The organism is Actinomyces ihuae, from assembly GCF_001457875.1.
In the GTDB taxonomy this organism is placed as follows: Bacteria; Actinomycetota; Actinomycetes; order Actinomycetales; family Actinomycetaceae; genus Pauljensenia; species Pauljensenia radingae_A.
In genome coordinates this window covers 1,170,567-1,197,103 of record NZ_CZPX01000005.1, presented here as the reverse complement: position 1 = coordinate 1,197,103, position 26,537 = coordinate 1,170,567, and the positions used below count along the sequence as shown (strand labels likewise).

Below are 26,537 nucleotides of genomic sequence, written 5' to 3'. Positions count from 1 at the left end.
CAATGGACACACTCAGCGAACGGCTGACAGCTCACCTCGATCAGATTCGCCAGCAGGGACTGTATAAGGAGGAGCGCGAAATCCTGGGTCGCCAGGGCTCCCACGTTGACACCAACTCCGGGCAGGCGCTCAACTTCTGTGCCAACAATTACCTGGGACTGGCAGGGGATCAGAGACTTGTCGATGCAGCGAAGGAAGCGCTTGACCGGTGGGGTTTCGGAATGTCATCGGTGCGTTTCATCTGCGGTACTCAGGATCAGCACAGTGCGCTGGAGCGCGAGATCGCTCAGTTTCTCCGCATGGATGACTCCATCCTGTTTTCGTCGTGTTTTGATGCCAACGGCGGAATTTTCGGCGCCCTTCTGGGTCCCGATGACGCCATCGTGTCTGACGAGCTCAACCATGCGTCACTGATTGACGGTATTCGCCTGTGCAAGGCCACCCGCTTCCGCTACCGCAATGCCGACATCGAGGATCTGCGTCGCCAGCTCCAGGCAGCTCGAGACAAGAAGTGCGATCAGGTCCTCATCGTCACTGACGGTGTCTTCTCGATGGACGGCTCGTACGCTCCCCTTGAACAGATCTGCGATCTGGCAGAGGAGTTTCACGCCCTCGTCATGGTGGATGATTCGCACGCGACAGGGTTCGTCGGTCAGCACGGTCGGGGAACTCCTGAGTACTGCGGTGTGGAGGGTCGGGTGGATATTCTGACCGGCACACTCGGCAAGGCGCTGGGTGGCGCTTCGGGTGGGTATGTCGCTGGCCCGCAGGCCATTGTGGACACCCTGCGTCAGCAGGCTCGACCGTACCTGTTCTCCAACACGTTGGCTCCCGTTGTTGTGGCAGGGTCGCGTAAGGCTTTGGAACTGGCCGCCCAGGCTGACGATGCGCGCGCTCACCTGAAGGAGATGTCGGCACTGTTCCGCTCTCTCATGGAGGACGCCGGATTTGATGTCCTGCCCGGTTCGCATCCGATTCATGCCGTGATGTTCCGTGGAGATGATGGAGCGGCGTTGGCCGTCAAAATTGCGGCCCGCATGTTGGAGCTGGGTGTGTATGTCACGGCGTTCAGTTTCCCTGTGGTTCCGCGGGGGCTGGCACGTATTCGCGTGCAGCTGTCGGCCGCGCACAGCGAGGACGATGTACGCGCGTGTGTCAAGGCATTCATTGATGCACGTGAGAGCGTTATTGGGTAGGCAGCTGATGTCGGACTGACAGAGTGGACGAGGGTGACCAGTAATTACCTCATATAAGTCATGCGAAAAGATTCGAAGGCCGATACCCTAAAGAAGAAGCATCCAGGGCTTAAGGCCCGGATGTGTGGCAAATCGCCTCGTCTAGAGCTAAGGAGCTGCCATGCCGACTTATACACTGCCTGATCTTCCGTACGACTACTCCGCGCTGGAACCGCACATTTCCGGCAAGATTATGGAGCTGCACCACGACAAGCATCACAACACATATGTGACCGGCGCTAACACCGCCCTCGAAAAGCTTGCCGAAGCGCAGGAGAAGGGCGACTTCCCCACGATCAACAAGCTGGAGAAGGATCTGGCGTTCAACCTCGGTGGCCACACCAACCACTCGATTTTCTGGAAGAACATGTCTCCGGACGGCGGCGGCGAGCCTGAAGGCGAGCTGGCTGAAGCCATCAAGGAATTCTTCACTTCTTTCGACGCATTCAAGGGACAGTTCACCGCAGCTGCGACCGGTCTGCAGGGTTCCGGCTGGGCAGTGCTCGCATGGGACACAATTGCGGAGCGCCTGGTGACGTTCCAGCTGTTTGATCAGCATCAGAATGTGCCCGTTGCGACGGTCCCGCTGCTCATGCTGGACATGTGGGAACATGCCTTCTACCTGGATTACCTGAACGTCAAGGCTGACTACGTCAAGGCGTGGTGGAACCTGGTGAACTGGCAGGATGTCAGCGAGCGCCTGGAGCGCGCTCGCGGTTTCAAGGGTCTGGTTGTAGCCTGACTTTCCGCTAACTGAATGCTCCGCGACAGCGCGGCGCACCACTGACCAAAGGTGCTCCGAAGTTTCATGCTTCGGAGCACCTTCTTTTTGCGGTTCACAGGCAGTGTGGCTCCTCGCCTGAAAGACGAGGAGCCACACTCTGCAGATCACCTGTGGCGGTGAACCGAATCGTTTACTAACGTCGACGACGCGCCAAGATCATGGTCGACGCACCTGCAAGCAGCGCGAGAGCCGCTGCAGCACCGCTCATCCCAAGATCAGCACCGGTACGTGCCAGTCCCTTCCTGTCGGCAGCGGGCTTGACTGTGATGACCTGGTCAACCTTCGTCAACGTGACCTGGAAGCTATCAAGCACCTTGCCGTCCCTGTCCAGCACAGTCACGGTAATGACATCACCGACGCGCGCACCGGAATTCGGGGTTACGGTGATGTTGCCATTGTCGTTGATAACAGCCGTTCCCGGTCCTTTGACCTGGACAGTGGCACCGTCGGCGACCGGGCCACCGTGGTTGGGAACAACGACAGGCTTGTCAGCAGGAGTTGTCACATCATCCCAGTTTGGTGCTGCCGGGCATGCGGCAGCGGCGATGTCGAATGTCCATTCGGTCTGGACCGGTTCGCCCGTGGTTTCATCCTTCTTCACGATGTAGAGAACAGGGTCAGCCAATTTAGCCGTCACCTTCATAAACTGGCCTTTTTCGTCCGGCTCACCCTTCGCATTAACGCGGGTCTCCTCGTAATTCCACACCGGATTGTCAGGATCCTCCGCCTTTGGCAGGTTAACGGTCGCTTCTTCACCGCACTTGTCCGGTTGGGTGGTGGTCGGTTTCTCAGGCGCAACTTCCTTCACATTGGACTTGACGTATACAGTCCACCCAGTCAGATCGTCGCCTTCGACCTTTTCAATCTCGTAGCGACCATTTGCGTTCACAACGCCGCCCGTGTCAGCAAACTTCGCATTCAACGCGTAGGTCTTGATGCGACCCGTATAAGGGCTGAAGATGTCGAGATCATTCCCGGAAGCTGCTCTGGTAATGGGCGTCTGAGTACGATCAGCATTGTATTCCGCGCTCGGATGGTGAACTGCGTTGCCCTTGAAGTTGTAGGTATTGACAGTTTTCTGGCGGCTTTTTCCTTTGAAGTTTTCTTCAGTCTTACCTTTATAGGTACGATTCAGTCCGATCTTGACCGATACACCATCCGCATCTTCGGGGTGAATGACGCCTTCAGTCAGAACGAATTCAAAGTCGGTGTTCGCCTGCTGAAAGATCGAAATATCGTCGACGTTGGTGCCAGCCACGGTCGAGTGGGACGTGGCAAGATCACGCGCAAATCCTTCTTCGTCATTCATGACGTGATAACACGCATCGATATGCACATCTACATAATCCGTACCGTCAACGGTGCGAGTTGACGGCGTCTTCACGACATACGACGACTTCTCGCCATACGTCACTTGAACATCTGCCCACTCATAAGCAGGAATTTGCTTCTCAGCCGCATCCGGACTCGTCTTGCCGTAGAGAGTGCAGTACATCCTCATCTTTTTGGAAATACCCGTACGCGATTGGTCGTACGTCCACCCCGGATTGCTGTCATACGTCTTCCATTTGAAGTTCAGCGTATAACTGCTCTCAGGCGGTTCTTCAGCTGCCTGCGCCACACTTGTCATGCCCTGCACACCTGCGACCAGCGCGAAGGCTGCAAGTGCGCTCAGTGATGCCCTCGTTTTCATTCTCACAGTAGCGAGTCCCTTCTCACACCAGATTGATGGTTAGGAGCATTTTACATTCCCAGTCCACAAAACCCAACACTTTGGTAGAAATGGCCCTCTCGCCAGAGCACCGAGTACCGCTCGAATGGCCGTGTTCGACTAATGAGTGTAGCGGCATCGTTGCGTAGATCGTACTGGAAGGGATGCGCCACGGCCTGGTTCTTCGGGTGATGTGTGCACACTGCCCTCATTCTCAGGCTCTGTGGTGCACAATCCCCTCAATCTAAGGGCGGCGTGTGCACGAACCCCCTGATCAACAGTGGATGGGGGCGCCCTCGTCAATTGCCATGCGGGGTGCGGGCGTGTACTGACAGACCTGGCCCCTGCCGACTCGCAGGAGAGGGCAGGAGCCAAAGAAGGGTCAATTGCCAAAACGTGGTGCTCCGGTTGAGTGTTTCGGCTTGCCAGGTCGGCGTTTCCTGGTGAACTTATGTTTTTCGGGGTTAAGTCGTGATGATTCTTGATTTCTTGTGTTGATTATGATTGGTGAGGAAATCCCGTCAGACTCGGCTGTGCCCGGTGTGCAGTCAGCCGATAAAGAAGAACTGTAAGACCGCTGCTGACGGCGTGACACTGTTCGTTTTGTCGTGGCCGCTGTCTCGATTGCCTTGTCGCTGTGTCTGTGTGGCTAGCAGTGAGGGTGTCAGGCGGCGGGGCGTTTAGCGCTATTCACTGAGCACGCTAGGTCTGAGCGTTAACTACTTTTGAGCGCTCACGAAGTGTGCAGTTTGGTCTGAATGTGCACCGTTGGTGCACCGTCCGGTTTTCCCTGAACCGCTGACCCTGACTTTTCGTTGGTATCTTGCGGTTCTTAATGGCGGTAGCGCTGGGATTCGAACCCAGGGTGGCTTATCACCACACAGCATTTCGAGTGCTGCACCTTCGGCCGCTCGGACACGCTACCTCGGCCAGTCAGATTACACGAAATCCGTCGACCAACGCTACTTCAGCAGCGATCTGGCGGCTAACCGTGGCCAAAAACACGTTGCCGGGTGCCCGTCGTCAGGATCGTTTGCGACCTCGCAGGCGCACTCCTTTCGGGAGCAGATTCTCACCAGGCGATGCGGGCGGCACTGTCGTATCAGGGCCGTTCGGCGTCTTCCTCGTTGATGATGAGCGGGAGGCCGGCGGGAGTGCGGCAGCGGCGGCCGAGTGTGACGTGACTCGTGGGGAGCGACCTTCATGAAGCGCATCTGAGCGCTTCTCGAAGAAGAATCCTTTGAGCTGGACTTCCACTTCCTGGCGCAGAACTCCGCCGATCACTTCCACTGTGTGGTTCAGACGAGCGTCACGCACGACGTCGCGGAGCGAACCGGCAGCTCCGGCCTTTTCGTCCCACGCGCCGAATACCAGGCGGTCGACGCGCGAGTTGACCACCGCTCCGGCGCACATCGTGCAAGGCTCGAGGGTCACAACCAGGGTGCATCCCGCAAGGTTCCATGTGCCCATCGCGAGGCCGGCCTGACGCAGCGCCACAATTTCAGCGTGAGCACTGGGATCGTGGGTCGTTTCCCGCTGGTTCCAGCCTGACCCTATGACCGTGCCGTGCGGGTCCAGGACCACCGCTCCGACAGGGACATCGCCCGCTTCGCGGGCACGGTTCGCCAGAAACAGTGCGCGTCCCATCGCCTGGGACCATGATTCGTCGACCGTCACGAGGTAAGCCTACCGCGCCAGCGGAGAAGGACAACAGTAACGACTCGATCGCCTCAGGCATGTCCGGCGCGGTACGCTTGAACCATGCACCTACATGTCGCTGATCATCCGCTGATTAACCACAAGCTCACTGTTCTTCGAGACAGCCGCACTCCGTCGGCAACATTCCGCCAGCTCGTTGACGAACTCGTCACCCTGCTGGCCTACGAGGCAACACGTCACGTTGCCGTGAAAGATATCGAAATTGAGACTCCCGTGTGTCCCACCGTTGGGGCACGACTGTCCGATCCACGTCCGATTGTCGTTCCCGTCCTACGTGCAGGCCTCGGAATGCTCGACGGGATGACTCGCCTGCTGCCCACCGCCGAGGTTGGGTTCCTGGGTATGAAGCGTGACGAGGATACGCTTCAGGTTGAAACCTATGCGAATCGGCTGCCGGACGACCTGTCGGGCCGTCAGTGCTTTATTCTGGATCCCATGCTCGCCACCGGCCACACGATGGTAGCCGCGACGAACTACCTGCTGGAACGCGGCGCCCGTGATGTGACGTGCGTATGCATTCTGGGGGCGCCAGAAGGCATTCATGAGGTGGAAAAAGCCGTGGGTGATCGCGCTGATGTCACCGTTGTACTCGCCGCCGTTGATGAGGGCTTGAACGAGAAGTCCTACATCGTACCCGGCCTGGGCGATGCCGGCGACCGCCTGTACGGCATCATCGACTAAGGAAAATGTACTGATGGGGGCGGCACACTTCCGTTCGCGAAGTGCGCCGCCCCATCTGTTATGAAGTTTCTCCCTTGAATGGCAGCTACCGCGTAAAGCAGTGGCTGCCGTTACTATCAGGAGGACAGCCCTATCTGGCACTGCTCAGCACACTGTCTGGAGCAGTGCCAGCAAGCTGCTTAGAACGCGGGAAGGACGGTGCCGTCTGACCAGTTCTCTTCGAAGAAGGTGCGGACCTCGTCGGAGTGCAGCAGCTCGTCAAGCTTCTTCACACCTTCGAGCTTGTCACCAGACAGATCCTTCTTCCACACGAGCAAGTTGGTGTACGGGCTTCCCTTACCCTGCTCGGCAACCAGTGCGTCACCATTGATGGTCAGGCCACCTTCCTGCGCGAAGTTACCGTTGATCACGGCGATGTCAACGTCAGACAGTGAACGTACCAGCTGTGCGCCTTCGGCTTCAAAGAACTCGAAGTTCTTGAGCTTTTCAACAGAGTTGATGTTGGCTGCCTCGTCACCCTCGGCAATCTTGACGAATCCGTTGGCTTCAAGCAGTTCGAGTGCACGACGCTGGTTGGTCACATCAGAGATGATGCCGATCTTGCCGCCATCGGGGAAATCCTTCAGGTCCTTGATCTTCTCGGAGAAGATACCGAGCGGCTCGATGTGGACGCCCTCGCCCTGGTCGAACTCATAGCCGAATTCCTTGACCTGGTCTTTCAGGAAGTTCGGGGTCTGGTAGAAGTTCGCATCCAGGTCACCGCTGTTCAGTGCAACGTTCGGCTGATGGTAGTCGGTGTACTCGACGATCTCCAGGTTAATGCCAGCTTCAGCAGCCAGGTTGTCCTGAATAAAGTGCAGGACTTTGGCATGCGGTGAAGGGCTGGCGCCGACGGTCAGGTTGATGACGTCACCGCTTGCGCCGCCTGCTTCGCCTGATGCTGCTGCGTCAGCCGAGCCGCTGGTGGCTGATTCCGTTGAGTTGCCGCCGCAGCCTGCCAGCGCGAAGGATGCTGCCAGGCCGCACACTGCGAGGGCCTTGAAAGAGCGTGTGTTCAGATGAGATAGACGCATGAGAGTTTCTCCAATCATGTTGCCGGTCTGTCGATGCAAACCGTTTCTATATTCGGAATGGTCAAGTTTTCAGGTTTTTTCAATTGCGCTGAAGCATGTGAGATGAACGAGGGCGACCTTCCCGTTGATGCAATGCACTCCTCATGTTGCAGGCGTATTGCGGATCAGATGCGACGGGTGCCGCGCATGAAATCTGATGCGGGCAGTGCCCGCGGTGTGTGCCGGCTGGTAGTGCCTCAGCGGTGGTCCACCAGCCGGCTGATCATGTCACCCATCATCTGGATCACCTGGACGATGATGATGATCGCAACGACTGCGCACAGCATGACGTCGGGCATGAATTGGTTGTAGCCGTAGTTGATGGCCAGCTTTCCAAGGCCACCGGCACCGACCGCTCCGGCCATTGCCGAGTAGCCGATCAACGTGATCGCCAGGACTGTCACCGACTGGATCAGGGCAGGCAGAGCTTCGCGAACCTGGACCCCCCAGTAGATGCGCTGGTTGGATGCGCCCATCATTTGGGCTGCTTCAATCTTGCCGCGTGAAACGGCCAGCACGTTTGTTTCCACCAGTCGTGCAAAGAACGGGATGGCACCAATAATCAGGGACGGCATCGCGGCTTTCCAGCCGAGCGTGGTTCCCACCAGGAACCTGGTCAGCGGCACAATCGCGATCAGCAGGATGATGAATGGGAATGAGCGGCCGACGTTGACGATCACGCCGAGGATCTGGTGCACGATGCGGTTGGGCGTGAGCCCGTGGCGCGACGTGTTGACGACCAGCAGGCCGAGCGGCAAACCGAAGATCACGGTCACCAGTGTGGCGACGCCGGTCATCACGAGTGTTTCCCACACTGCCGGCAGGAACTGCTTGGTCAGTGCCGGGTTGTCACCCCAGGTGGGTTTGTCTGCTGCAATCGACATCATGGCGGACTGAAATTGTGCAACACCGATGTGGGCAGCAAGCAGTACATGATTCATGATCATGCCAGCCTTTCAGTCGCGTAGATACCTTGGTCATGAAGCTGTTGAAGGATCTGCTGAGTGTGGTAGCGCGGCACTGACAGCGCCAGGCGTCCCACCTGTGTTGATCCGATGGACTCGAAAACCCCTGCGGTCACGTCGGCACCCATCGACGCGCTCATGTTGAGCACGCTGGCACCGGTGGGCACACCGGGGCTTGAAGTGAAAATCAGGTCCAGCAGCGCGCGGTCTTCCGGGATCACGGCATCGTCCACGTTCGGCAAGGGGACCAGTTCCTGAGCCAACGGCGAGGACGGATCCTTCATGATCTCTTCGATCGTTCCACTCTGGAGGACGCCGCCGTGGTTGAGCAGTGTCACCGAGTCACAGATTTCGCGTACAACCGCCATCTCATGCGTGATGATCACAATCGTCACACCCAGTGAGTCGCGCAGGTCGCGCAGCAGATCGAGGATCTGGCCGGTTGAGTCCTGATCGAGTGCGGAGGTCGGCTCATCGCAAAGCAGCACTGCCGGAGTTCCAGCCAGGCCGCGCGCAATGCCGACGCGTTGGCGCTGGCCACCTGACAGTTGCGAGGGATAGGAGCCGCCGCGTCCCTGCAGCCCCACCATGGTCAGGAGTTCTTCAACGCGCTCGTCGATTTCTTTCTTCGGGCGACGCGCAATCTGCAGCGTGTATGCAATGTTTTCTGCCGCCGTGCGTGCATCGAGCAGGTTGGCTGCCTGAAACACCATGCCGAAGTTCCGGCGAGCCTGACGCAGTTTCGCTCCGCGCAGCTGAGTCATGTCAACGTCGTTGACCACGATTTCACCACTGGTTGGGCGTTCGAGGGCGGTCAGACAGCGGATCAGTGTGGATTTTCCGGCCCCCGATTGACCCACGATTCCATGAATCGAGCCCGCATCGACGTGCAGCGTCACGTCATCAAGTGCGACAACGTCATTCCCGCCGCGCAAGTGATACACCTTGCGTACGTCGTGAAGGTCAATCATGGTTCCTCCATCGGTCCTGGCGGAAGCACCCTCTCCGTGACCGGGGGTTGCTGCAGCGTCATCGAGCCAGGTCTCTTAGCTGCTCTGGATGGTCGATCACTACTTTAAAGTGTCGGCGCGTTTAGAGCAAACGTCGAGCCCAACTCGTGACCATCTTCACCCGCCTGCACTCACCGTGGCCAGAGCAAACATCGCGATCGAAGCAGCAGCCGCCCCCACAATGACAGCCACCACGCATAGCGCCCACACACCGACCAGCAGGCTCGCACCAAGGGCCGTGCGGTGGCTTCGCAGCACTTCACACACGTCAACGACGGCGGTGGAAAACGTCGTGAACGCACCGAGGAACCCCACGCCGATCACCGTCCACCAGTGCGGCCATGTCGTCAGAAACGTGAATGCGCCGGCCAGCAGGCATCCGATCACGTTGACCGCCGCGATTCCACATAGTGGACGCAGGAGCTGGGCGCGCGAGCCGTGCACATGTCGACTTATTGACGAGGCAGACGTCGGCGCGTTCAGTCGCCGCGTGATTGCTCCCGACAGCAGCCACCGACAGGTGGCCCCACACCCGCCGGCCAGGGCGGTGAGTATCCACATCAGCGCGCTCATGGCCGCGCCTTTTTTCCGAGCCACCAGCCGGCAGCGGCGACACCTACCCCCAGGACAAGCAGGCCGAGGGTAATGGCACTGCCAGCAAGGATTCTGCCCATCGCGCCCGTCGTGGTGTCGAGCGGAGGGCTGTGGACGAATGTGACTGCGCCAAGCATCATGGTCGAATATGTAGTCAGCGCCCCGCATATACCAGTGCCGATCAGAAGGTTGACGCGAGCGCTCAGCCACCGGCCGGCTCCTGCGCAAAAACCAAGGATAAGCGCGCCCGCAAGATTGCACGCAATGGTCGACCACGCCAGCACCAGCGCCGATGAGGCGGGATGTGCCGCCGCAATATGGTCAAGACTTGCGCGGACGAGGGTACCGATCATGCCACCGAGGAACACGCACGCAATGTCAGCCAGGCGTGCGCGCGAAAGTGCAGGCGTGCGCCGCGAATGGGACTGGTCATCAGAGGCGGTGTGCGCGGATTCCACACGGTCAGCCTAACGCCACGCGTGCCATCATGCCGGCGCGGTAGGGTGAAGTAACCGAGGTAAGGAAGCCAACCATGACACGCGTTTTTTCCAGACGCCAGGTTCGCATCTGGTTCGCAGGGGCCGCATCAGGAGCACTGGCATTGACGCTTGTGGCCTGCTCACCGGACACGGGCGGCAGCGGCGAAGACTCTGGAGCCTCCAGCCAGTCATCCGCCCCTGCCGCCGAACGATCAGACGGCGCGCAATCCGGTGCGCAATCTGATGAGACAGATGGGGACTCCCTCGCCAATGAAGCTGAATTAACGGAAGAGCAGGTGGACGCTGCAGTTGCCGCACCATTGTCTGACGGTCGCACCCTCAAGAACGTTCCCGAGGGTGAGGGCGATGACGGCGCTGACACCAAGGCGGACCCGACCGGCGCGGCTGAAAGTGATCTGCCACCCGAGGCGATAGAGCCGGCTGCGTGCGCGTCGATCCTGTGGCGGCCTCATACTTTCGGAGCTCTGAGCGCCCAATGGCCCCACCGCAGTCTGTATCTTCCGCAGGAAGGCGACGAGCAGACAGCCGATATGAAGGGGGTTTTCGTTGCTGTCGCACCGTCGGGTGACGAGGCAGCAGAAGCAGTGACTGCCGTTGAGGATCTGGCGGCGCAGTGCTCGCAGTACACGGTCATGATTGGTGGCGGGGCGCCTACGACGCTGGCGTTGTCCAACTGGGATGATGCGGCGATCTCACAGGGATGGGTGCTGGAAACCAGTACGCAGGCAGAGGCAGCAGAACACGAGGTGAGCGTCGGCGCCCGTGTTTCCAATGTGCTGATCTCTGTGGGACCGCAGCCGGCGGATCGTCTCGATGAGGTGAAAGCGCTTGTCAGTCAGATCGCCGGGCAGTTGGCGAACCAGTAACGGAGCCTGATGCGTCAGGCTCGGGTCGCCTCGCGCGCGATGCTGTGGATTCGGTTCGTGCCCCGAGTGTGTAGTCGAGGTGAGTCCGCCCCCAATGAAGCCCGCCCTCAATCAAAGGAGAACTATGACTGACATGACGGCAGATTCGACTCCCCTGATGACCGAACGCCTCTGCCTGCGGCCACCACAGGACGCAGACGTTGACGCTGTCTTTAAGATTCACTCGGACCCGCTGACCTACAGACACCGACCGGAGCTCACGATGAAAGACCGTGACGAAGCCGTGGAACTGACGTCCGCGTGGCAACAGGATTGGCACCAGCACGGCATCGGTTACTTTGTCGTGTTGACTTACGGAGGTGAAACTATCGGTTTCACTGGCGTGCGGCATGCGGTCGAGGGTGACGAGACGGTCCTGAATCTCTACTACCGCTTCGCGTCACAGGCGCAGGGCAAGGGGTACGCGACCGAAGCTGCCAGTGCCGCAATCGAATGGGCACGCGACCGCCACCCACAGCTCCCAATCGTGGCGATTATCGACCCCGCAAACACAGCCTCGGCTCGACTTGCTGAAAAGCTCGGACTGCGCCTGGTCCCCGGTGCCGGGAAGGCGGGAGATCATGAAGTCTACCGGCTCCAAGGCTGAGCGAAAGGGACTGTCCCGCAATGAGGGGTCTGACAGTAGGGCCCGATGGCGTTTGAACGATGGCCTGTGACACCGCTGCAGCGCCCGAATGCGCCTATATAGAGGTACGACAACCAGTCCGCCACCCTAAATATAGGGGCGACACGCCGAAGAAACGCAACACGCCCACTAGATATATGGATTGCGCACCACGCTGGGATTCCATCTATCCACAGGTCCGCCCGGAGTTTAAGCTGTCAGATACAGGCCCGCCGATCGCTGTCCACAGCCTGTCCACAGCGCGATGCACACCATCACTCAGACACAACATGTAGTGGTCACTTGCACTTGGCGCCACAAGGTGTAGTGTTAATACATCAACGGAGCCACTACGGCTCGGGGTATCAAGAAGGCGCGCAGGACGCGCACCGAACCTGACGATCCCCACCACCTCACAGAGCGCATAGAAGAAAAAGGAGCATCCCATGACCATCACCGTGTACTCGAAGCCGATGTGCGTGCAGTGTGATGCGACCTACCGTGCGCTCGGCAAGCAGGGCCTGGAATACACCTCGATCGACGTGACGCAGGATCCCGAAGCACTCGAATACATTAAGGGACTGGGCTACCAGCAGGCACCCGTTGTGATCGCCGGCGAGGACCACTGGAGCGGCTACCGCCCCGACCGCATCAAAGCTGCTGCGGCAATGGCTGCCGAGGCTGCACCGCTGCGGGTCGCCCAAGCCTGATCAATGCGTGAAGCCCGGCCACCTCGCAGGTGTCGGGCTTTTCCCATGCACAGGTCAGACGCGGAAGGCACGACCGACGGTTCACACCATCCACGGCGCATGCCACCCTCGGCCCGCAGGCTCACACACTTAACCGGCTCTCACGTCCATATAAGGAGATTCCTCAGTCATGGTGGAGATCGTCTACTTTTCGTCGGCGACGGGGAACACGCGCCGTTTCGTCGAAAAACTGGGCTATCCGGCGCACCGCATCCCTCTTCACCCGCATGATGAATTCCTGCACGTTCACACCGACTTCATTCTGATCACCCCTACCTACGGCGGGGGAAATATCAAAGGAGCTGTGCCCAAACAGGTCATCAAGTTCCTCAACGATGCCACCAACCGCTCATATTGCCGGGGAGTGATCTCCTCAGGCAACACCAATTTCGGACCGGCGTACTGCTTGGCGGGCGATATCATCTCTGCAAAGCTACACGTTCCCCATATGTATAAGTTCGAGCTTCTCGGCACGTCCGAGGATGTCTCCCGAGTCCGCGAAGGATTGAAGGAATTTTGGTCGAAAATCTCACCGACACCGGCCCAGAAGAGTTGAGCACTGACCTCGACTACCATGCGCTGAATGCCCAGCTCAACCTGTATGACGAGAACGGCAAGATTCAGTTCGAAGCGGACCGTCAGGCGGCTCGCCAGTACTTTCTCCAGCACGTCAACAAGAACACCGTGTTCTTCCACGACCTCGAAGAAAAACTCGAGTACCTAGTGCGCGAAGGCTACTACGAGGGCGACGTGCTCGAGCAGTACGAGCCTCAGGACATCAAGGACCTGTACAAGCAGGCCTACGCCTACAAGTTCCGCTTTCAAACGTTCCTGGGCGCATTCAAGTACTACACGTCGTACACGCTGAAAACATTCGACGGCAAACGGTACCTGGAACGCTTCGAGGATCGCGTTGTCATCGTGGCAATGTACCTGGCGCGCGGCGACATCGAACTGGCACGCAAGCTCATCGACGAGATCATGTCAGGACGTTTCCAGCCGGCCACACCCACCTTCCTCAACGCGGGCAAGCGTGCGCGCGGCGAACTGGTCTCCTGCTTCCTGATCCGCGTCGAAGACAACATGGAGTCCATCGCCCGAGGTGTGAACTCCGCTTTGCAGCTGTCCAAGCGTGGTGGCGGCGTGGCACTGTCACTGACGAACCTGCGCGAAGCGGGCGCACCGATCAAACGCATCGAGCATCAGTCCAGCGGTGTTGTTCCCGTGATGAAACTGCTGGAAGATTCGTTCTCCTATGCGAACCAGCTGGGTGCGCGCCAGGGCGCAGGAGCCGTCTACCTGCACGCCCATCACCCGGACATCATGTCCTTCCTGGACACGAAGCGTGAGAACGCGGACGAGAAGATCCGTATCAAGACGCTCTCCCTGGGTGTCGTTATCCCGGATATTACGTTCGAACTCGCGCGCGCCAACGAGGATATGTACCTGTTCAGCCCCTACGACGTCGAACGCGTCTACGGTAAGCCGTTCAGCGAAATTTCCGTGACCGAGAAGTACCGCGAAATGGTCGATGACGGGCGTATCCACAAGAAGAAGATCAACGCTCGCCGCTTCTTCCAGACGCTGGCTGAAATCCAGTTCGAATCCGGCTACCCGTACATCGTCTTCGAAGACACCGTCAACCGCGCCAACCCGATCAAGGGCCGCATCACGATGTCGAACCTGTGCTCGGAAATCCTGCAGGTCTCCGAAGCCTCCGAGTTCAACGAAGACCTGACGTATTCGCACGTGGGCAAGGATATTTCGTGTAACCTCGGATCCCTGAACATTGCCAAAACAATGGATTCGCCCAACTTCTCGCAAACCATCGAGACGGCGGTTCGTGGCCTGACGGCAGTGTCCGACCTGTCCAATATCCAGTCCGTCCCCTCCATTGCGCGCGGCAACGCCATGAGCCACGCGATCGGTCTGGGACAGATGAACCTGCACGGATACCTTGCGCGCGAACGCGTGCACTACGGCTCCGAAGAAGCACTCGACTTCACGAACATGTACTTTCTGGCCGTGGCGTTTGAGGCGATCAAGGCGTCGTGCATGATTGCGCGCGAACGCGGTGAAAAGTTCGTCGGCTTTGAAGATTCCGACTACGCCAGTGGCACGTACTTCGACAAGTACATCAACGGCACGTGGGAGCCGACAACGGATAAGTGCCGTGAACTGCTCGCCAAATCCTCGATCCACATTCCGACCCAGGAAGACTGGAAGGCACTGGCAGCGGACGTGGCGAAGTACGGCATGTACAACCAGAACCTGCAGGCCGTTCCTCCCACCGGGTCGATCAGCTACATCAACAACGCGACCTCGTCGATCCACCCGATCGTCTCCAAGATCGAGATCCGCAAGGAAGGCAAGATCGGCCGCGTGTACTACCCGGCGCCCTACATGACCAACGACAACGTTGAGTACTACGAGGATGCCTACGAAATCGGCCCTGAAAAGATCATTGACACCTACGCGGTTGCCACGCAGCACGTTGACCAGGGACTGTCGCTGACACTGTTCTACCCGAACACCGTGACCTCACGTGACGTCAACAAGTCCTACATTCGTGCGTGGCGCAAGGGCATCAAGACCATGTACTACATGCGGATCCGTCAACAGGCTCTGGAAGGCACCGAAGTCGAAGGCTGCGTTTCCTGCATGTTGTAGGCATGCGCCAGGCTTTCAGTTCCTCGGCTCTTTGAGGCACCTGCGGTCGCCCTCGTCGATTTTTCACCTTCGACGAGGGCGACCCATGTTTTACAATGATCGTGAGCCTAAGGAGGTTTGCCGTGCCGATGTATCAATACGCCACCGATGACAATGACTCGAAACGTTTCGCACCTGATGCTGAGACCGATGAGGCCTCATCCGCTTCACAGTCCCACGCCTCCGATACATCAACTACCCGTCAGACCAACGCCGGCCCATACGAGTCAGCCGGCAGTTCCGGGTCCGGAGACTCAGCAGGATCCGCAACGGCTTCACCGTCATCGTGGCAAAGTTCGGCTCCCCGCTACGGCGCACCGGACACGCATCCGCGATCGGGAGGCACGCCCCAGGGCCAGTACTCACCGTGGACGCCTCAGCAGCAAACTGACGGCCCGCAGGGACCTTACTGGAATGAGCATTCCTCCCAGCAGGTCTACACGGAAATTGAGTCGAACGGGCTGGTGGCGCTGATCCTTTCCATCGTCTCGTTCTTCACGCTGGGAATACTGCTGTCGGTGCCGATGTGGATCTGGAGCCAGTCGATGATCAACAAGGGACGCAGGGCAGGTCTGCCGTTTCAGGCGATGTCACGTGCCCGCATTGCGCGCGGTATCTCAATTGCGGTCACCGTCATCTACATCCTGCTCGGTGTCGTCTGCGTGGTGCTGGCCATAATCGTCGCGATGGCGAATCTACAGGTTTAAGCATCGACGAGGGGTCCCATGCGCGGCTGGCCTGATATTGCCGCCAGATCGGCCAGTGGTGGCAGCCATGCGCGGCTGGCCTGAGACTGCCGCCAAAGCAGCCGATGGTGACAAACCCGGCGCAGCTGACGTTCGTGTCCGGACGCGTGAAGCCGTAGGCTGGGATCATGACTCCTCGACCCCATACTCCTATCCGACGTCGTTCCGGCACCGATCGAGACCTGATTGAACTGCTGCGCCGCCTGGACGGAAAAAGCTACGGCTCCTACAAGTCAGCAACCGGAGACTGGGATTACGGCGACTTTTCCATCGCCATTGACCGCGTCCAGTCCGACCCGTACGCACCGCCATCGGCTGTGCGCGTGATTGCCTCACCACAGACAATGGGGATCCCCGACGACTGCCTGTCCACTCACACCCAACGCGTCGCCAGCGCCGACTTCCTGCTGCGCTCTTTTAGCCACGCGATCCGAAAAATGTCCGGCCAAGGATCCGGAGGGGCCGGTCACGGCTCCCCTGTCCAGGTCGCACGCACCGGGCAGGAAATCCTGGAGCGCTCAGCCTGCACCGTGATGCCTGACCGGGTTGAGCTGCGATTCCAGGTCCACATGCCGGCACGTGGACGCACCATTCAGGGTCTGACAGCCGCCCGGATCTTTGACCAGGACGTGCCAGACATCGTGGTGGAAACCTTCGACTTTGTCTCTGACCAGGCCGACCGGCACCTCGACGAACTGCATCAACACGTTCACACCTACGAGGACTACCAGGCCCTTCAGCAGGCACTGGTCGACAACAACTGGGTCACATTCGTGGCTGATGATGCGATTCTGGCGCGCAGATCCGGCGTTTCCGACCTGCCGATGGAGGACGCCGTTCCATTCAGCTCACCGGAATCACTGCGCCGCACAGTGACCTTGCCTCACGCCGGCGAGGTGTCCGGCATGGCGCTCGAGCCGGGCGTGACCGTCATTGTGGGCGGTGGCTATCACGGTAAATCCACCCTGCTCGCCGCGATTCAACGCTCGGTATACGCCCATGTTCCTGCAGATGGCAGGCAATTGGTGGCGACGACGCCCTCGGCAATGAAAGTGCGTGCAGCCGATGGGCGCCCAGTGACGGGCGTAGATGTCTCCGCCTTCATCGCGCATCTGCCGGGCGGTGCGGATACCAGCGACTTTTCCACGCAGAATGCCTCCGGTTCAACCTCCCAGGCCGCAGCCATCGTGGAGGCGGTCGAATTGGGCAGTCCACTGCTCATGCTGGATGAGGACACGTCAGCGACGAACCTGCTGATCCGTGATGCGCGCATGCGTCGCCTTGTTGCGGCCGAACGTGAACCGATCACGCCGCTGGTGGACCGCGTGCGCGCCCTTTTTGATCAGCGCCACGTCTCCACGCTGATGGTCATGGGTGGGTCAGGTGACTACCTCGACATCGCGGACTGCGTGCTGATGATGGACACATATCAGTGCCGGGATGTCACCGACCAGGCTCGTGCGGTGGTGGCGGAGATGCCGCGCGAACGCACAGATGAGGAGGACTTTCCGGTGGGCAGGCCACGTGTGCTCATGCGGGATCGAGGCAATTCGGGTCGCGGCAAGCCGAAGACCAAGTCGGCGGGCCTCGATACGATCACACTGGACCGACACACTGTGGACGTGTCCGACGTGGAGCAGATTGTGGATGCGGGCCAGACTGAAGCAATCGCGTGGGCGTTGCGCACCGTGCTGGATGACCTCGCAGACGGTGAGCACTCCATCGATCAGGAGCTGGAGCGCCTCGACGAGATGATCGGTGAGCAAAGTCTGGACGTGTTGACGAAGGATCGAGGCAGGCCGTGGCCGGCGTTCCTGGTGCGGCCGCGTCCCATTGACATCGGTGCTGCCGTCAACCGGTATCGCGCTCTGACCATGCGCTGAGCTGGGCGGGTGGTCAGGTCAGCAGTCAGGGTAGGTCAGGTCTTGTGGGTATTGCAGCGCTTCTCGCCGTCACCGTCGCAGGGGTGGTGGCCGGTGCGATCAACACGATCATCGGGTCAGGATCACTGGTCACCTACCCGGTGATGGTGCTGCTCGGCGTCCCCCCGATCAGCGCCAATGTGGCGAACACGGTCGGTTTGGCACCCGGCGCAGTGGCCGGCGCCTATTCCTACCGCACATTCATGCACGAGGGAGACTCCGCCGCTGCTGTTTCTGCGCCGTCAGCATTTACTCTGTCGCGCGGCCGCATCGGTGGCCTGTCGCTGTGCGCCGCTGGCGGGGCGCTCATTGGTGCCGGCCTGCTGCTGCGCGTATCTGCCAGCACGTTTACCCTCATCGTGCCGTTCCTTATTGCCCTGGCGACTGTCCTGGTTGCGTGCCAGCCGCGCCTTGCCCGGATGGTGAGCGCACATGATGACGGCTCGGGGGCGCTGCCCGTGTCCTCTGCGCGACTGGGTGTACTGGCTCTGTTGGTGGTGTGCGGCGCAGTGTATGGCGGGTTCTTTTCCGCTGCTCAGGGGATCATTTTCCTGGCGATTCTGGGAGTTTTCCTGCCCGGCAGCATCCATACGCACAACGCTCTGAAGAATCTGCTGCAGGCGATCGTCAACGTTGTCGCAGCGTTGTTCTTCATTGTCGTCGCCATCGCAGTGGCTGCGGGGGCGCAGGATCCGACGCTATCGGTCACTTCACCCCTGTCCGGCACTCTCGATACTCGCACGTGGATCGCTGCTGCCTGCGTGGCGGTCGGATCGCTCATTGGCTCTCCGCTGGGAGCGTGGATCGGTGTGAGGATTCCGGCGCGAGTGCTGCGAATCAGCGTGGTGATCTTCGGCGCGTGCATGGCCGTTCTTATGGCAGTGCGCGCATGCACAATCCCCTAAAAAGTCGCAGTTTTTTGCACAATCCCCTAGCTAAACAACGGACGGGACCACCCTCGACAATCCGAACACCCCGCGACCTGCAGCTTTCAAAACGGGGCGGAAATGCGGCGCGTTAGATCTAGGGGATTGTGCATCCTGAAGGGTCAGATTTAGGGGATTGTGTACCTTGGGGGCTTAAATCTAGGGGGTTGTGCACCTTGGGGGCTTGAATCTTGGGGGTTGTGCACCTTGGGGGCTTGAATCTTGGGCATCGTGCACGCGGATGACGCGAGGCTCGGCCTGAGGCAGCACCTCCAGCCCTGGCGCCCGCATCGAACCGGCGCGCTGCCAAGCGTCTACACTGACAGCCATGCACCACTCTTCCGCGCCATCTAATAACAAACAGCACCACGACGCAGGCATCCAGCCGCCGCGAGCGCAGGCTCAGCCACCCGTTCCGCCGCGAGCACAGTCCCGGCCATTGGATCCGCCGCGTTCCTTCCACGGTGATTCCTTCGCAGATCCCTTCCAGTGGTTGCGTTGCGCGGACGACCCTGCAGTCATCGACCTGGTGGAAAAGGAAAACGCGTGGGCCGATCACGTCACGGCTCCGCTGCGCGCGCTGAGCGACACGCTGGTCAGCGAGTTCAAGGCGCACACCGTTGAAACCGATGTCACCGTACCGATCCGCATCGGCCAGTACTGGTATTTCGATCGCACCGAAGAAGGCTCACAGTATGTGTCTCATCAGCGCGTGCCGGTCACCCTCGTCAATGACGAATCGCCAGCGCACGTCGACGCCGCCCCACTTTCTCCGCCGACGATCCACGCCGACCGTCCCGCTCCGGGTGAGGAAACCGTCATTGATGAGAACGCTCAGGCTGCGGGCGAAGAGTTCTTTTCTGTGGGCGAGTGGGCGCCCAGCCCGGACGGTACGCGCGTGGCGTGGCTCAAGGACACGAGTGGAGATGAGCGCTACACGCTGGTGGTCACGGATATTGCCTCCGGGCGCACGGTCGATGAGCAGGTCACGAACGTTGGGTACGGCGTGGCATGGTCAGCTGATTCAGCGTCGGTGCTGTACACGCGGGTCGACGATGCCTGGCGCGCATGCCAGGTGTGGCTGCACGTCGTAGGTGAGGATCCAGCGCACGACCGCCGCCTCCTTGACGAGCCGGATGAGCGTTTCGAAGTCTACTTTGAGCAGGCACGTGACCCGAACTGGGTGGTGATTACGTCGGCTTCGACGTCCACCAGCGAGGTATGGCTGTGGCCGACCCTCCAGCCGCACCACATGCCGGTCAGCGTCACAGGCCGCAGACCGGGCGTCCTGGTCAGCGCAGAACCGGCCGGCGATCACCTCCTGTTGATCCACACCGCCGACAGTCGCGAAGGCAGCCTCGCCATCGCACCGCTTCCGCAGGTCAGGGACGAGGGAGGCGCTGCCGAATCGGTGGATTATTCGACGTGGCACACGCTGATCGAGGGTGACAGCCAAGGACCGCGCCTGCTGGATGTGGAGGCGTATGAGTCGATGTGCGTGATCTCGATGCGTCGCGATGGCCAGACCTGGCTGGAGTACATGACGCGCACCGCTCCCACCGCGCCCGAAGCTGCCGCTGCGAGTGCGCGTCAGCATCGTCCCGACTACGCGCAAATCTGGTCCGAGCCCCGCGCGGTCCTGCCCGGCGCTCACGATAACGGTGCGGTCCTCACGATGAACACTGTGGGTCAACTGGACTGGCACGACCGGCTGATCCTGGTTGAATGCCAGTCGATCACGCAGCCGCCTCGCACGGTCTCCGTGGATCCTCGTGACGGATCCGCACACGTCCTGCGTGAAAAAGCAGTGCCCGGGTGGGATGCCGAGCAGCGCGCCGGCTATGTGGAAGAGCGCGTGTGGGTCACGGCCCGTGATGGCCACACCCGTATCCCGGTCACACTGGTGCACCGCCGCGACGCTGCGTGCGATGGACGTGCAGCAGGCTGGCTGTACGGCTACGGCTCGTATGAGATTTCCAACGACCCGGAGTTTTCCGTGCTGCGCCTGCCGGCGATTCGGCGCGGTGTCGTGTTCGCCCTCGCTCATATTCGTGGCGGCGGTGAGATGGGGCGCTGGTGGTACGAGGATGGCCGGCGCGAGGTGAAAACCCATACGTTCACCGATTTCATCGACGTGGGGCGCTTCCTTGTCGACGCCGGGTGGGTAGCGCCACACCGCCTGATCGCGGAGGGACGTTCGGCTGGTGGCCTGCTCATGGGTGCGGTGACGAATATGGCACCTGACCTGTTCCGGGTGATCTTGGCCGGCGTGCCGTTCGTTGACGCACTGACCTCGATCCTTGATCCCTCGTTGCCGCTGACGGTCGGTGAATGGGAAGAGTGGGGCAATCCGATTGAAGATCGCGAAATCTACACCGTTATGAAGTCGTATTCGCCGTATGAAAATGTTGCCGACGGCGTGGAGTACCCCGCGATTATGGCCTCCACCAGCATTAACGACACGCGCGTGCTCTTCGGTGAGCCGCTGAAGTGGGTGCAGCGCCTGCGCCAGGCCACTGCGGGCAATACGACAGCGGCGGGCCGTGCATCTGAGCTGGGCAGTGCAGCCGTCACAACCACATTTGCCGGTCAGAGCGACCCGACTGAGCGCCCGATCATCATGCGCACCCAGATGGTTGCCGGACACCGCGGCCCGTCCGGACGCTACGGGCATTGGGCCTCCCGCGCCGAAGAGTTCGCTTTCGCCCTCAGTCAGGTGGGAATCAATGAGTGAATCGTCAGATCCGATCCGCGCTGCCGTCGACGGCTCATCGCTTGGAAATCCAGGACCTGCCGGATGGGCGTGGGTCGTGGACCGTGACCACTGGGATGCCGGTGGCTGGCCGTCAGGAACGAACAACCTGGGCGAGCTGACCGCCGTGTTGGAGCTCCTGCGCGCAACCGACACGGATGAGCTGCGCGGCAGACGCCTGGAAATCCTGGCTGATTCACAGTACGCCATTAACGTCATCACCAAGTGGGCACCGTCGTGGAAGAAGAAGGGGTGGCAGAAAGCCGACAAGAAGCCGATCGCGAACCTCGAGGTCATTCAGGAGATTGACCGGCTCATCGCCTCACGCGATGCACACTTCGCGTGGGTGCGCGGCCACGCCGGACATGACCTCAACGAGCTGGCTGACACTCACGCGCGCGGCGCGGCAGAAGCGTACCGCGATGGTCGAGCCCCCGAGCCAGGCCCAGGTTTCGCATCCGTATCCGGCTCAGGTTTTGAGTCCTCACCAGGTTCTAGTTGTGCATCTCCGATTGACGAGGGTGACCCGCCCGCCGTTGACTGCGCAGCGACGATACGGCGTCGGCAAAAGAGTCTGATCCGCGCGTGGGCCAGCCTCAACGTCAAGGAGCTTGGCACGTATGAGGCGGAAGGTGCCCGCATTATTGACCATGAGGGACACGATCGCTTAGAGCTGCGTGATGTGCCGATTCGTCCGGGCGAGTCGTGCCGGGTCAGTCGCATCGAGATCTGTGAGGGCGGCGCGAACATGTGGATCGCTACCTTTACGATTTCAGGCAGCGATGCGACGTGGCCAGGCACAATCCGCATCACTCACATGTGGGCAGGATCCAGTGCTGACACGGCGCGCGTCATCTGGCAGCAGTTCACGCCCGTGGTCGACGCCGGCTAAGCCAGGCCGGCACCAGCGCGACGGTACGCCGGCAATCAGCGCTGCGCGTGCTGCTCAGTCAGGTAGGCCAGCACCGCGCGCACCCGACGGTTCTCCTCACCCGGCTCCATGCCGAGTTTGAGGAAGATGTTCGCCACGTGTTTCGACACGGTTGCCGCCGATACGACCAGTTCATCGGCCAGCTCCGCATTCGACAATCCGCGCGCCATGAGCGCGAGAATCTCAATTTCGCGCTCAGTCAGCGTGGACAGCTTCGACGGCTCGTGCCGCATCAGCTCCGCCGCCACCTCCGGGTCGATCACCACGCCGCCAGCAGCGACAATGTCGAGCGATCGGATGAAGTCAGCCACCCTCGCGACACGGTCTTTGAGCAGGTAGCCGAGCCCTCCGGGGGCGTCCTCGTCCACGTTGCCGGCCGAAGGTGACCCCGCAAACCTGACATCCGAAGCCAGATGGTGGGCGGACTGCGGGTTGAACAGTTCGCGCGCGTAGGCCGGTGCCACATACTGTGACAGCACCACTATTCCCAAACCAGGGTGCTGTCTGCGGATCTCAACAGCTGCGCGCAGGCCGTCATCACTCATTCCCGGCGGCATGCGCACATCGGTGATCACCAGGTCCGCGTCGACCTGTCCAACTGCGTCAATCAGCTCCGGCGCTGTGGCGACGTGAACGATGACCTCATGGCCGCGTCGCTCCAGCAGGCCGATAATGCCTTCACGGAAAAGCGTGGAGTCATCTGCCACGATGAGTTTCATCATGCCTCCTTATTGGTGAGGGGTGAGCCGGCTCGTGATGTGACGCTGAATTCGCCGCGCATCAACATGAGCGGAATTCGCCCCGAAATAATGGTCGGGCCACCCTCGGGACTGGACACATCCAGGGAACCGCCGAAAGAGGCCAGCCGTTCACGCATGCCAGCCAGTCCGCCGTCGGCGCGCACGCTTGCTCCTCCAGGACCGTCATCTGTCACTGTGATCTGCAGATTCTCACCGGCGATGACCAGCACGGTGACATGCGCGTGAGGCGCATACTTCGCGGCGTTCGTCAGGCATTCAGCCACCATGAAGTATCCGGCAGCAATCACGCCCTGAGGAATGTCGGGAAGCGGGATGGGTACCTTGACGTCGGCGTCCAGCGGACTGGCGTCCGCCAGGTCTCGCACCGCTGCCTCAAGCCCCAGATCTGACAGCACTTTAGGGTGGATGCCGGCAACTGTGCGACGCAAGGCGGACAGAGCTTTTCCCGTGCGCTGGGCTGCTGATTCGAGGCGTTCGCTGACGCTGCGCATACTCGCGGGATCCACGCTGTCGCCCGCTGACAGGTCATCGAGCATCAAAGCCGCTTCCCCGATATCCATTGATGCTGCAACGATGAACTGCTGCGCTCCGTCATGCAGGTCGCGTTCAATGCGGCGGCGCTCAATTTCGAAGGCATTGGCGATGTCTCGGTGCGCGTGCACCACCTCGTCAAAAGCGTCGGGCGCTGCAGGAGCAGTCGAGCGGCGCCACCGCGCCCCACCGTCGTGGTCCCTGACCATTGTCCACACGTTGAACAGGCAGGCCGCACATACGGCGAGTGCGCACACGACCGCCACACCCAGACCAATCCCGGGATTGCTGAGAAACATCAGGGCAAACAGGCATGCAGTCAGAGCGCTGAGACATGCGCCTGCTCCGCATAGGAACGCTTTCCATTCATCTCGCATCTGCACACGAACATCCTATAAGCGCCACACGCAGGCCGGAGGGTGACGGCGCGCTCCAGTACTGGTCGGTTCAGACAGTAGACCTGGCTCTACCATGAAATATCGCCCCTGCTCACTGGTGAATCAGCACGCAAAAGGATGTACTGGTGACATGGCACAAAGAATGAATTCCGCGTCCGCAACACCTCAGGTGCTCAGCGGCCACGCGTTGACGAAGAATTTCGGTACCGTACCGGCTCTACGAGGCGTTGACATCGAATTCCCGCCCGGGCAGTCAGTGGCGATCATGGGTCCGTCAGGGTCCGGCAAGTCCACACTGCTGCACTGCCTGGCTGGGATTCTGCCACCCACATCGGGAGCCGCGTTCCTGGGGCAGGACAACATTTCAGCACTGTCCGACGCGCGCCGCTCCAAACTGCGCCTGGCCCGATTCGGCTTCGTGTTCCAGGATGGCCAGCTCATCCCCGAACTTCCCGCACGTGAAAACGTGGCCGTGCCGCTGATGCTGACGGGGCAAAGCCGCAAAGCGTCCCTCGCTCAGGCCGATATCTGGCTGGAGCGGCTCGGCCTGGGTACCGAGAAGTCGCGCCGTCCCGGTGAAATGTCAGGCGGGCAGATGCAGCGCGTCGCCATCGCACGCGCCTTGGCAGGCTCTCCCAGCGTGGTTTTTGCCGACGAGCCGACCGGCGCGCTCGACCAGTCCACCGGCCACGAGGTGATGCAGATTCTGACCACAACAACGCAGATGAGTGGCGCAACGCTCATCATCGTCACGCACGATTCACACGTTGCCGACTGGTGTCAACGACTCGTTGAAATCCGTGACGGCGTTGTGCACGCAGATTCGGGTGTGCGCGAGGTTCCTGCTCAGGCCCCCGGTGGTGGTCTGCGATGAAGACCCTGCACTTGGCTCCGATGCTCACCGTCGGCAGGCTGCGCTCCCGTGCCGGAGACGCGTGGCTGGACGTCCTGGCCGTCGCATCATTTGCACTGTCCACCGCGATGACGCTGACTGTGGCAGGCGGCGTGTGGATGTTCTACACATGGGCAAATGATCCTTCCGAGCGCCTCCTGAAAACGTTCGCACGCCTCGACTTGCATCCATCGGCAACAGAAGCGTATCTCGTGTTCGCCCTGTTCGCAGTCGTCTTACTTGCCTTCCCCGTGTTCTCTCTCGGGTCCTCAGCGGCACGCCTGGGAGCACAGGGCAGATCCGAACGCCTCGCCTCACTGCGTCTGGTTGGAGCAACAAGTGGGCAGGTCATCCTGATCGCACTGGTGGAAACGGTTATCCAGTGGGTAATCGGCGCAGCCATTGGCGTCATACTGTACGTGGTGACACTGCCGTTGTGGTCGCACGCTCATTTCCTCACTGTCGCCATCGACCCTGCCGAGATGCTCGTGCCTGCATGGATGCTGGCGATTGTGCTGGCCGTCCTGCTCACTATCGCAGTCATCTCAACACTGGTCGGCCTGCAGAAAGTGCGGATCTCACCGCTGGGAGTCGCCAAGCGGCATACACCGAAGGCACTGCGGATGTGGCGCCTGTTCGTCCTGGCAGGAGCAATCGTTCTGTTCTGCACCTTCGCTATCTTCCCGACCGCCGACTTCAATAATCAGGGAATGCTCGTTGTTATTGCGCTGCTATCTGTCACCATCATCGCGATCGCAATCGCAGCTCCGTTCATCATTCAGCTGCTGGCTGCACCATTCACGCTGAGTCACTTCCCCTCGGTGGTCCTGGCGGCCCGCCGCATCATGGATGACCCGCGCGCTGTGTGGCGCGCAGTCGGAGCGCTGTCCATTCTGTGCTTCATCGGCGGGTTCACCTCCGTCATGGACTTCGCTACGGTGTCCACCACAAAGCAGGAAATACCACCAGAGGTAATCCTCTTCACGCACGACGTCCCGCTGGGCGTGACGATCACGCTGGGAATCGGCTTCGCCGTGTCAGCCCTGTCCACCCTGATGAACCAGGCGTCAGGGGTCTTCGATCGACTCACACAAACTCAGGCCCTGGACCGCATGGGATTCCCTCGTCACCTGTTCACCCTTGTTCGACTGTTCCAGAGTTTCGCACCCCTGGTTGTGACATCCATCCTGTTCGCCGCTTTGGGTCGTGGCCTGTCGCTGGCGTCAACCGGAGGACGCAGCGCCGCCACGGACGACACGCTGGTCCGCCTGCTCATGATTGGCGGCATCGGACTGGGAATGAGTCTGGTGGCGTTGCTGATCTGCACACCGCTGGAGCGTCACGTCCTGGCTGCCCTGGGGCGCGCCAACGACTGAGGC

Annotated in this window: 24 protein-coding genes, 1 tRNA gene and 1 riboswitch; of the genes, 15 read left to right on the top strand and 10 right to left on the bottom strand. The window is 60.3% G+C overall.

Going from position 1 to position 26,537, the window contains the following annotated elements; translation table 11 throughout:
* Window positions 1-2: 2 nt before the first annotated feature.
* Together BN3002_RS09875 and BN3002_RS09870 are read left to right on the top strand one after the other, a co-directional pair.
* A complete protein-coding gene (locus BN3002_RS09875; RefSeq protein WP_058237683.1) occupies window positions 3-1,196 on the top strand; it encodes a glycine C-acetyltransferase in 1,194 nt (397 codons plus the stop codon).
* Between the two features lie 160 nt (window positions 1,197-1,356).
* A complete protein-coding gene (locus tag BN3002_RS09870; RefSeq protein WP_058237682.1) occupies window positions 1,357-1,977 on the top strand; it encodes a superoxide dismutase in 621 nt (206 codons plus the stop codon).
* Window positions 1,978-2,152: 175 nt separating this feature from the next.
* Here BN3002_RS09870 and BN3002_RS09865 read toward each other — a convergent pair whose 3' ends face one another.
* From BN3002_RS09865 to tadA, 3 genes are all read right to left on the bottom strand, one after another.
* Window positions 2,153-3,712, bottom strand: a complete 1,560-nt coding sequence (locus tag BN3002_RS09865; RefSeq protein ID WP_058237681.1) for an Ig-like domain-containing protein — start codon at window positions 3,710-3,712, stop codon at window positions 2,153-2,155.
* Between the two features lie 854 nt (window positions 3,713-4,566).
* Window positions 4,567-4,655, bottom strand: a tRNA-Ser gene (locus BN3002_RS09860).
* A 98-nt stretch (window positions 4,656-4,753) separates the two neighbouring features.
* Window positions 4,754-5,407, bottom strand: a complete 654-nt coding sequence (gene tadA, locus BN3002_RS09855) for a tRNA adenosine(34) deaminase TadA (protein ID WP_074026232.1) — start codon at window positions 5,405-5,407, stop codon at window positions 4,754-4,756.
* An 84-nt stretch (window positions 5,408-5,491) separates the two neighbouring features.
* Between tadA and upp the strand changes: the two genes are divergently transcribed.
* Window positions 5,492-6,130 carry a uracil phosphoribosyltransferase gene (upp, locus tag BN3002_RS09850; protein ID WP_058237680.1) on the top strand — a complete coding sequence of 213 codons (639 nt, stop codon included), beginning with the start codon at window positions 5,492-5,494 and terminating at the stop codon, window positions 6,128-6,130.
* Between the two features lie 179 nt (window positions 6,131-6,309).
* Here the strand turns inward: upp and BN3002_RS09845 are convergent, their stop codons facing one another.
* The 5 genes from BN3002_RS09845 to BN3002_RS09825 all read right to left on the bottom strand — a co-directional run bounded on the left by BN3002_RS09845 (window position 6,310) and on the right by BN3002_RS09825 (window position 10,269).
* Window positions 6,310-7,203, bottom strand: a complete 894-nt coding sequence (locus BN3002_RS09845; protein WP_058237679.1) for a MetQ/NlpA family ABC transporter substrate-binding protein — start codon at window positions 7,201-7,203, stop codon at window positions 6,310-6,312.
* A gap of 236 nt (window positions 7,204-7,439) precedes the next feature.
* The gene (locus BN3002_RS09840) at window positions 7,440-8,183 is read right to left on the bottom strand and encodes a methionine ABC transporter permease (RefSeq protein WP_058237956.1); all 744 of its coding nucleotides are present in this window, start codon (window positions 8,181-8,183) and stop codon (window positions 7,440-7,442) included.
* A gap of 2 nt (window positions 8,184-8,185) precedes the next feature.
* Window positions 8,186-9,178 (bottom strand): methionine ABC transporter ATP-binding protein, encoded by a 993-nt coding sequence (locus BN3002_RS09835; protein WP_058237678.1) that lies wholly within the window; start codon window positions 9,176-9,178, stop codon window positions 8,186-8,188.
* 4 nt (window positions 9,179-9,182) lie between these two features.
* A riboswitch (SAM riboswitch) is annotated at window positions 9,183-9,273 on the bottom strand.
* Window positions 9,274-9,334: 61 nt separating this feature from the next.
* Complete coding sequence (locus tag BN3002_RS09830; protein ID WP_058237677.1) at window positions 9,335-9,790, bottom strand: fluoride efflux transporter FluC; 456 nt, start codon at window positions 9,788-9,790, stop codon at window positions 9,335-9,337.
* Window positions 9,787-10,269 carry a fluoride efflux transporter FluC gene (locus BN3002_RS09825; protein ID WP_058237676.1) on the bottom strand — a complete coding sequence of 161 codons (483 nt, stop codon included), beginning with the start codon at window positions 10,267-10,269 and terminating at the stop codon, window positions 9,787-9,789. Before BN3002_RS09825 ends, BN3002_RS09830 begins: the two co-directional genes overlap by 4 nt.
* A 74-nt stretch (window positions 10,270-10,343) precedes the next feature.
* Between BN3002_RS09825 and BN3002_RS09820 the strand changes: the two genes are divergently transcribed.
* From BN3002_RS09820 to BN3002_RS10960, 10 genes are all read left to right on the top strand, one after another.
* The gene (locus tag BN3002_RS09820; RefSeq protein ID WP_058237675.1) at window positions 10,344-11,177 is read left to right on the top strand and encodes a hypothetical protein; all 834 of its coding nucleotides are present in this window, start codon (window positions 10,344-10,346) and stop codon (window positions 11,175-11,177) included.
* 124 nt (window positions 11,178-11,301) lie between these two features.
* A complete protein-coding gene (locus BN3002_RS09815) occupies window positions 11,302-11,823 on the top strand; it encodes a GNAT family N-acetyltransferase (RefSeq protein ID WP_257525615.1) in 522 nt (173 codons plus the stop codon).
* 464 nt (window positions 11,824-12,287) lie between these two features.
* Complete coding sequence (gene nrdH / locus BN3002_RS09810; protein ID WP_058237674.1) at window positions 12,288-12,551, top strand: glutaredoxin-like protein NrdH; 264 nt, start codon at window positions 12,288-12,290, stop codon at window positions 12,549-12,551.
* A 169-nt stretch (window positions 12,552-12,720) separates the two neighbouring features.
* Complete coding sequence (gene nrdI / locus BN3002_RS09805; RefSeq protein WP_058237673.1) at window positions 12,721-13,146, top strand: class Ib ribonucleoside-diphosphate reductase assembly flavoprotein NrdI; 426 nt, start codon at window positions 12,721-12,723, stop codon at window positions 13,144-13,146.
* Entirely contained in the window at window positions 13,107-15,260 is a 2,154-nt protein-coding gene (gene nrdE / locus BN3002_RS09800; RefSeq protein WP_058237672.1) for a class 1b ribonucleoside-diphosphate reductase subunit alpha, read from the top strand. The genes nrdI and nrdE overlap by 40 nt, the downstream gene beginning before the upstream one ends.
* A 122-nt stretch (window positions 15,261-15,382) precedes the next feature.
* The gene (locus BN3002_RS09795) at window positions 15,383-16,006 is read left to right on the top strand and encodes a hypothetical protein (RefSeq protein WP_058237671.1); all 624 of its coding nucleotides are present in this window, start codon (window positions 15,383-15,385) and stop codon (window positions 16,004-16,006) included.
* 167 nt (window positions 16,007-16,173) lie between these two features.
* On the top strand, window positions 16,174-17,928 hold the full coding sequence (locus BN3002_RS09790; protein ID WP_058237670.1) for an ABC-ATPase domain-containing protein: 1,755 nt from the start codon (window positions 16,174-16,176) through the stop codon (window positions 17,926-17,928).
* A 44-nt stretch (window positions 17,929-17,972) separates the two neighbouring features.
* Window positions 17,973-18,872 (top strand): sulfite exporter TauE/SafE family protein, encoded by a 900-nt coding sequence (locus BN3002_RS09785; protein WP_058237669.1) that lies wholly within the window; start codon window positions 17,973-17,975, stop codon window positions 18,870-18,872.
* A 349-nt stretch (window positions 18,873-19,221) separates the two neighbouring features.
* The gene (locus BN3002_RS09780) at window positions 19,222-21,627 is read left to right on the top strand and encodes a S9 family peptidase (protein ID WP_082628643.1); all 2,406 of its coding nucleotides are present in this window, start codon (window positions 19,222-19,224) and stop codon (window positions 21,625-21,627) included.
* A complete protein-coding gene (locus tag BN3002_RS10960) occupies window positions 21,620-22,537 on the top strand; it encodes a ribonuclease H family protein (RefSeq protein WP_082628642.1) in 918 nt (305 codons plus the stop codon). The genes BN3002_RS09780 and BN3002_RS10960 overlap by 8 nt, the downstream gene beginning before the upstream one ends.
* Window positions 22,538-22,572: 35 nt before the next feature.
* Here the strand turns inward: BN3002_RS10960 and BN3002_RS09770 are convergent, their stop codons facing one another.
* Both BN3002_RS09770 and BN3002_RS09765 read right to left on the bottom strand, forming a co-directional pair.
* A complete protein-coding gene (locus BN3002_RS09770; RefSeq protein WP_058237668.1) occupies window positions 22,573-23,295 on the bottom strand; it encodes a response regulator transcription factor in 723 nt (240 codons plus the stop codon).
* The gene (locus BN3002_RS09765) at window positions 23,295-24,245 is read right to left on the bottom strand and encodes a sensor histidine kinase (RefSeq protein ID WP_257525701.1); all 951 of its coding nucleotides are present in this window, start codon (window positions 24,243-24,245) and stop codon (window positions 23,295-23,297) included. Before BN3002_RS09765 ends, BN3002_RS09770 begins: the two co-directional genes overlap by 1 nt.
* 151 nt (window positions 24,246-24,396) lie before the next feature.
* On the opposite strand from BN3002_RS09765, the gene BN3002_RS09760 reads away from it, so the two are divergent.
* Window positions 24,397-25,140 (top strand): ABC transporter ATP-binding protein, encoded by a 744-nt coding sequence (locus BN3002_RS09760; protein ID WP_257525614.1) that lies wholly within the window; start codon window positions 24,397-24,399, stop codon window positions 25,138-25,140.
* Entirely contained in the window at window positions 25,137-26,534 is a 1,398-nt protein-coding gene (locus BN3002_RS09755) for an FtsX-like permease family protein (protein WP_058237666.1), read from the top strand. The genes BN3002_RS09760 and BN3002_RS09755 overlap by 4 nt, the downstream gene beginning before the upstream one ends.
* Window positions 26,535-26,537 lie beyond the last annotated feature (3 nt).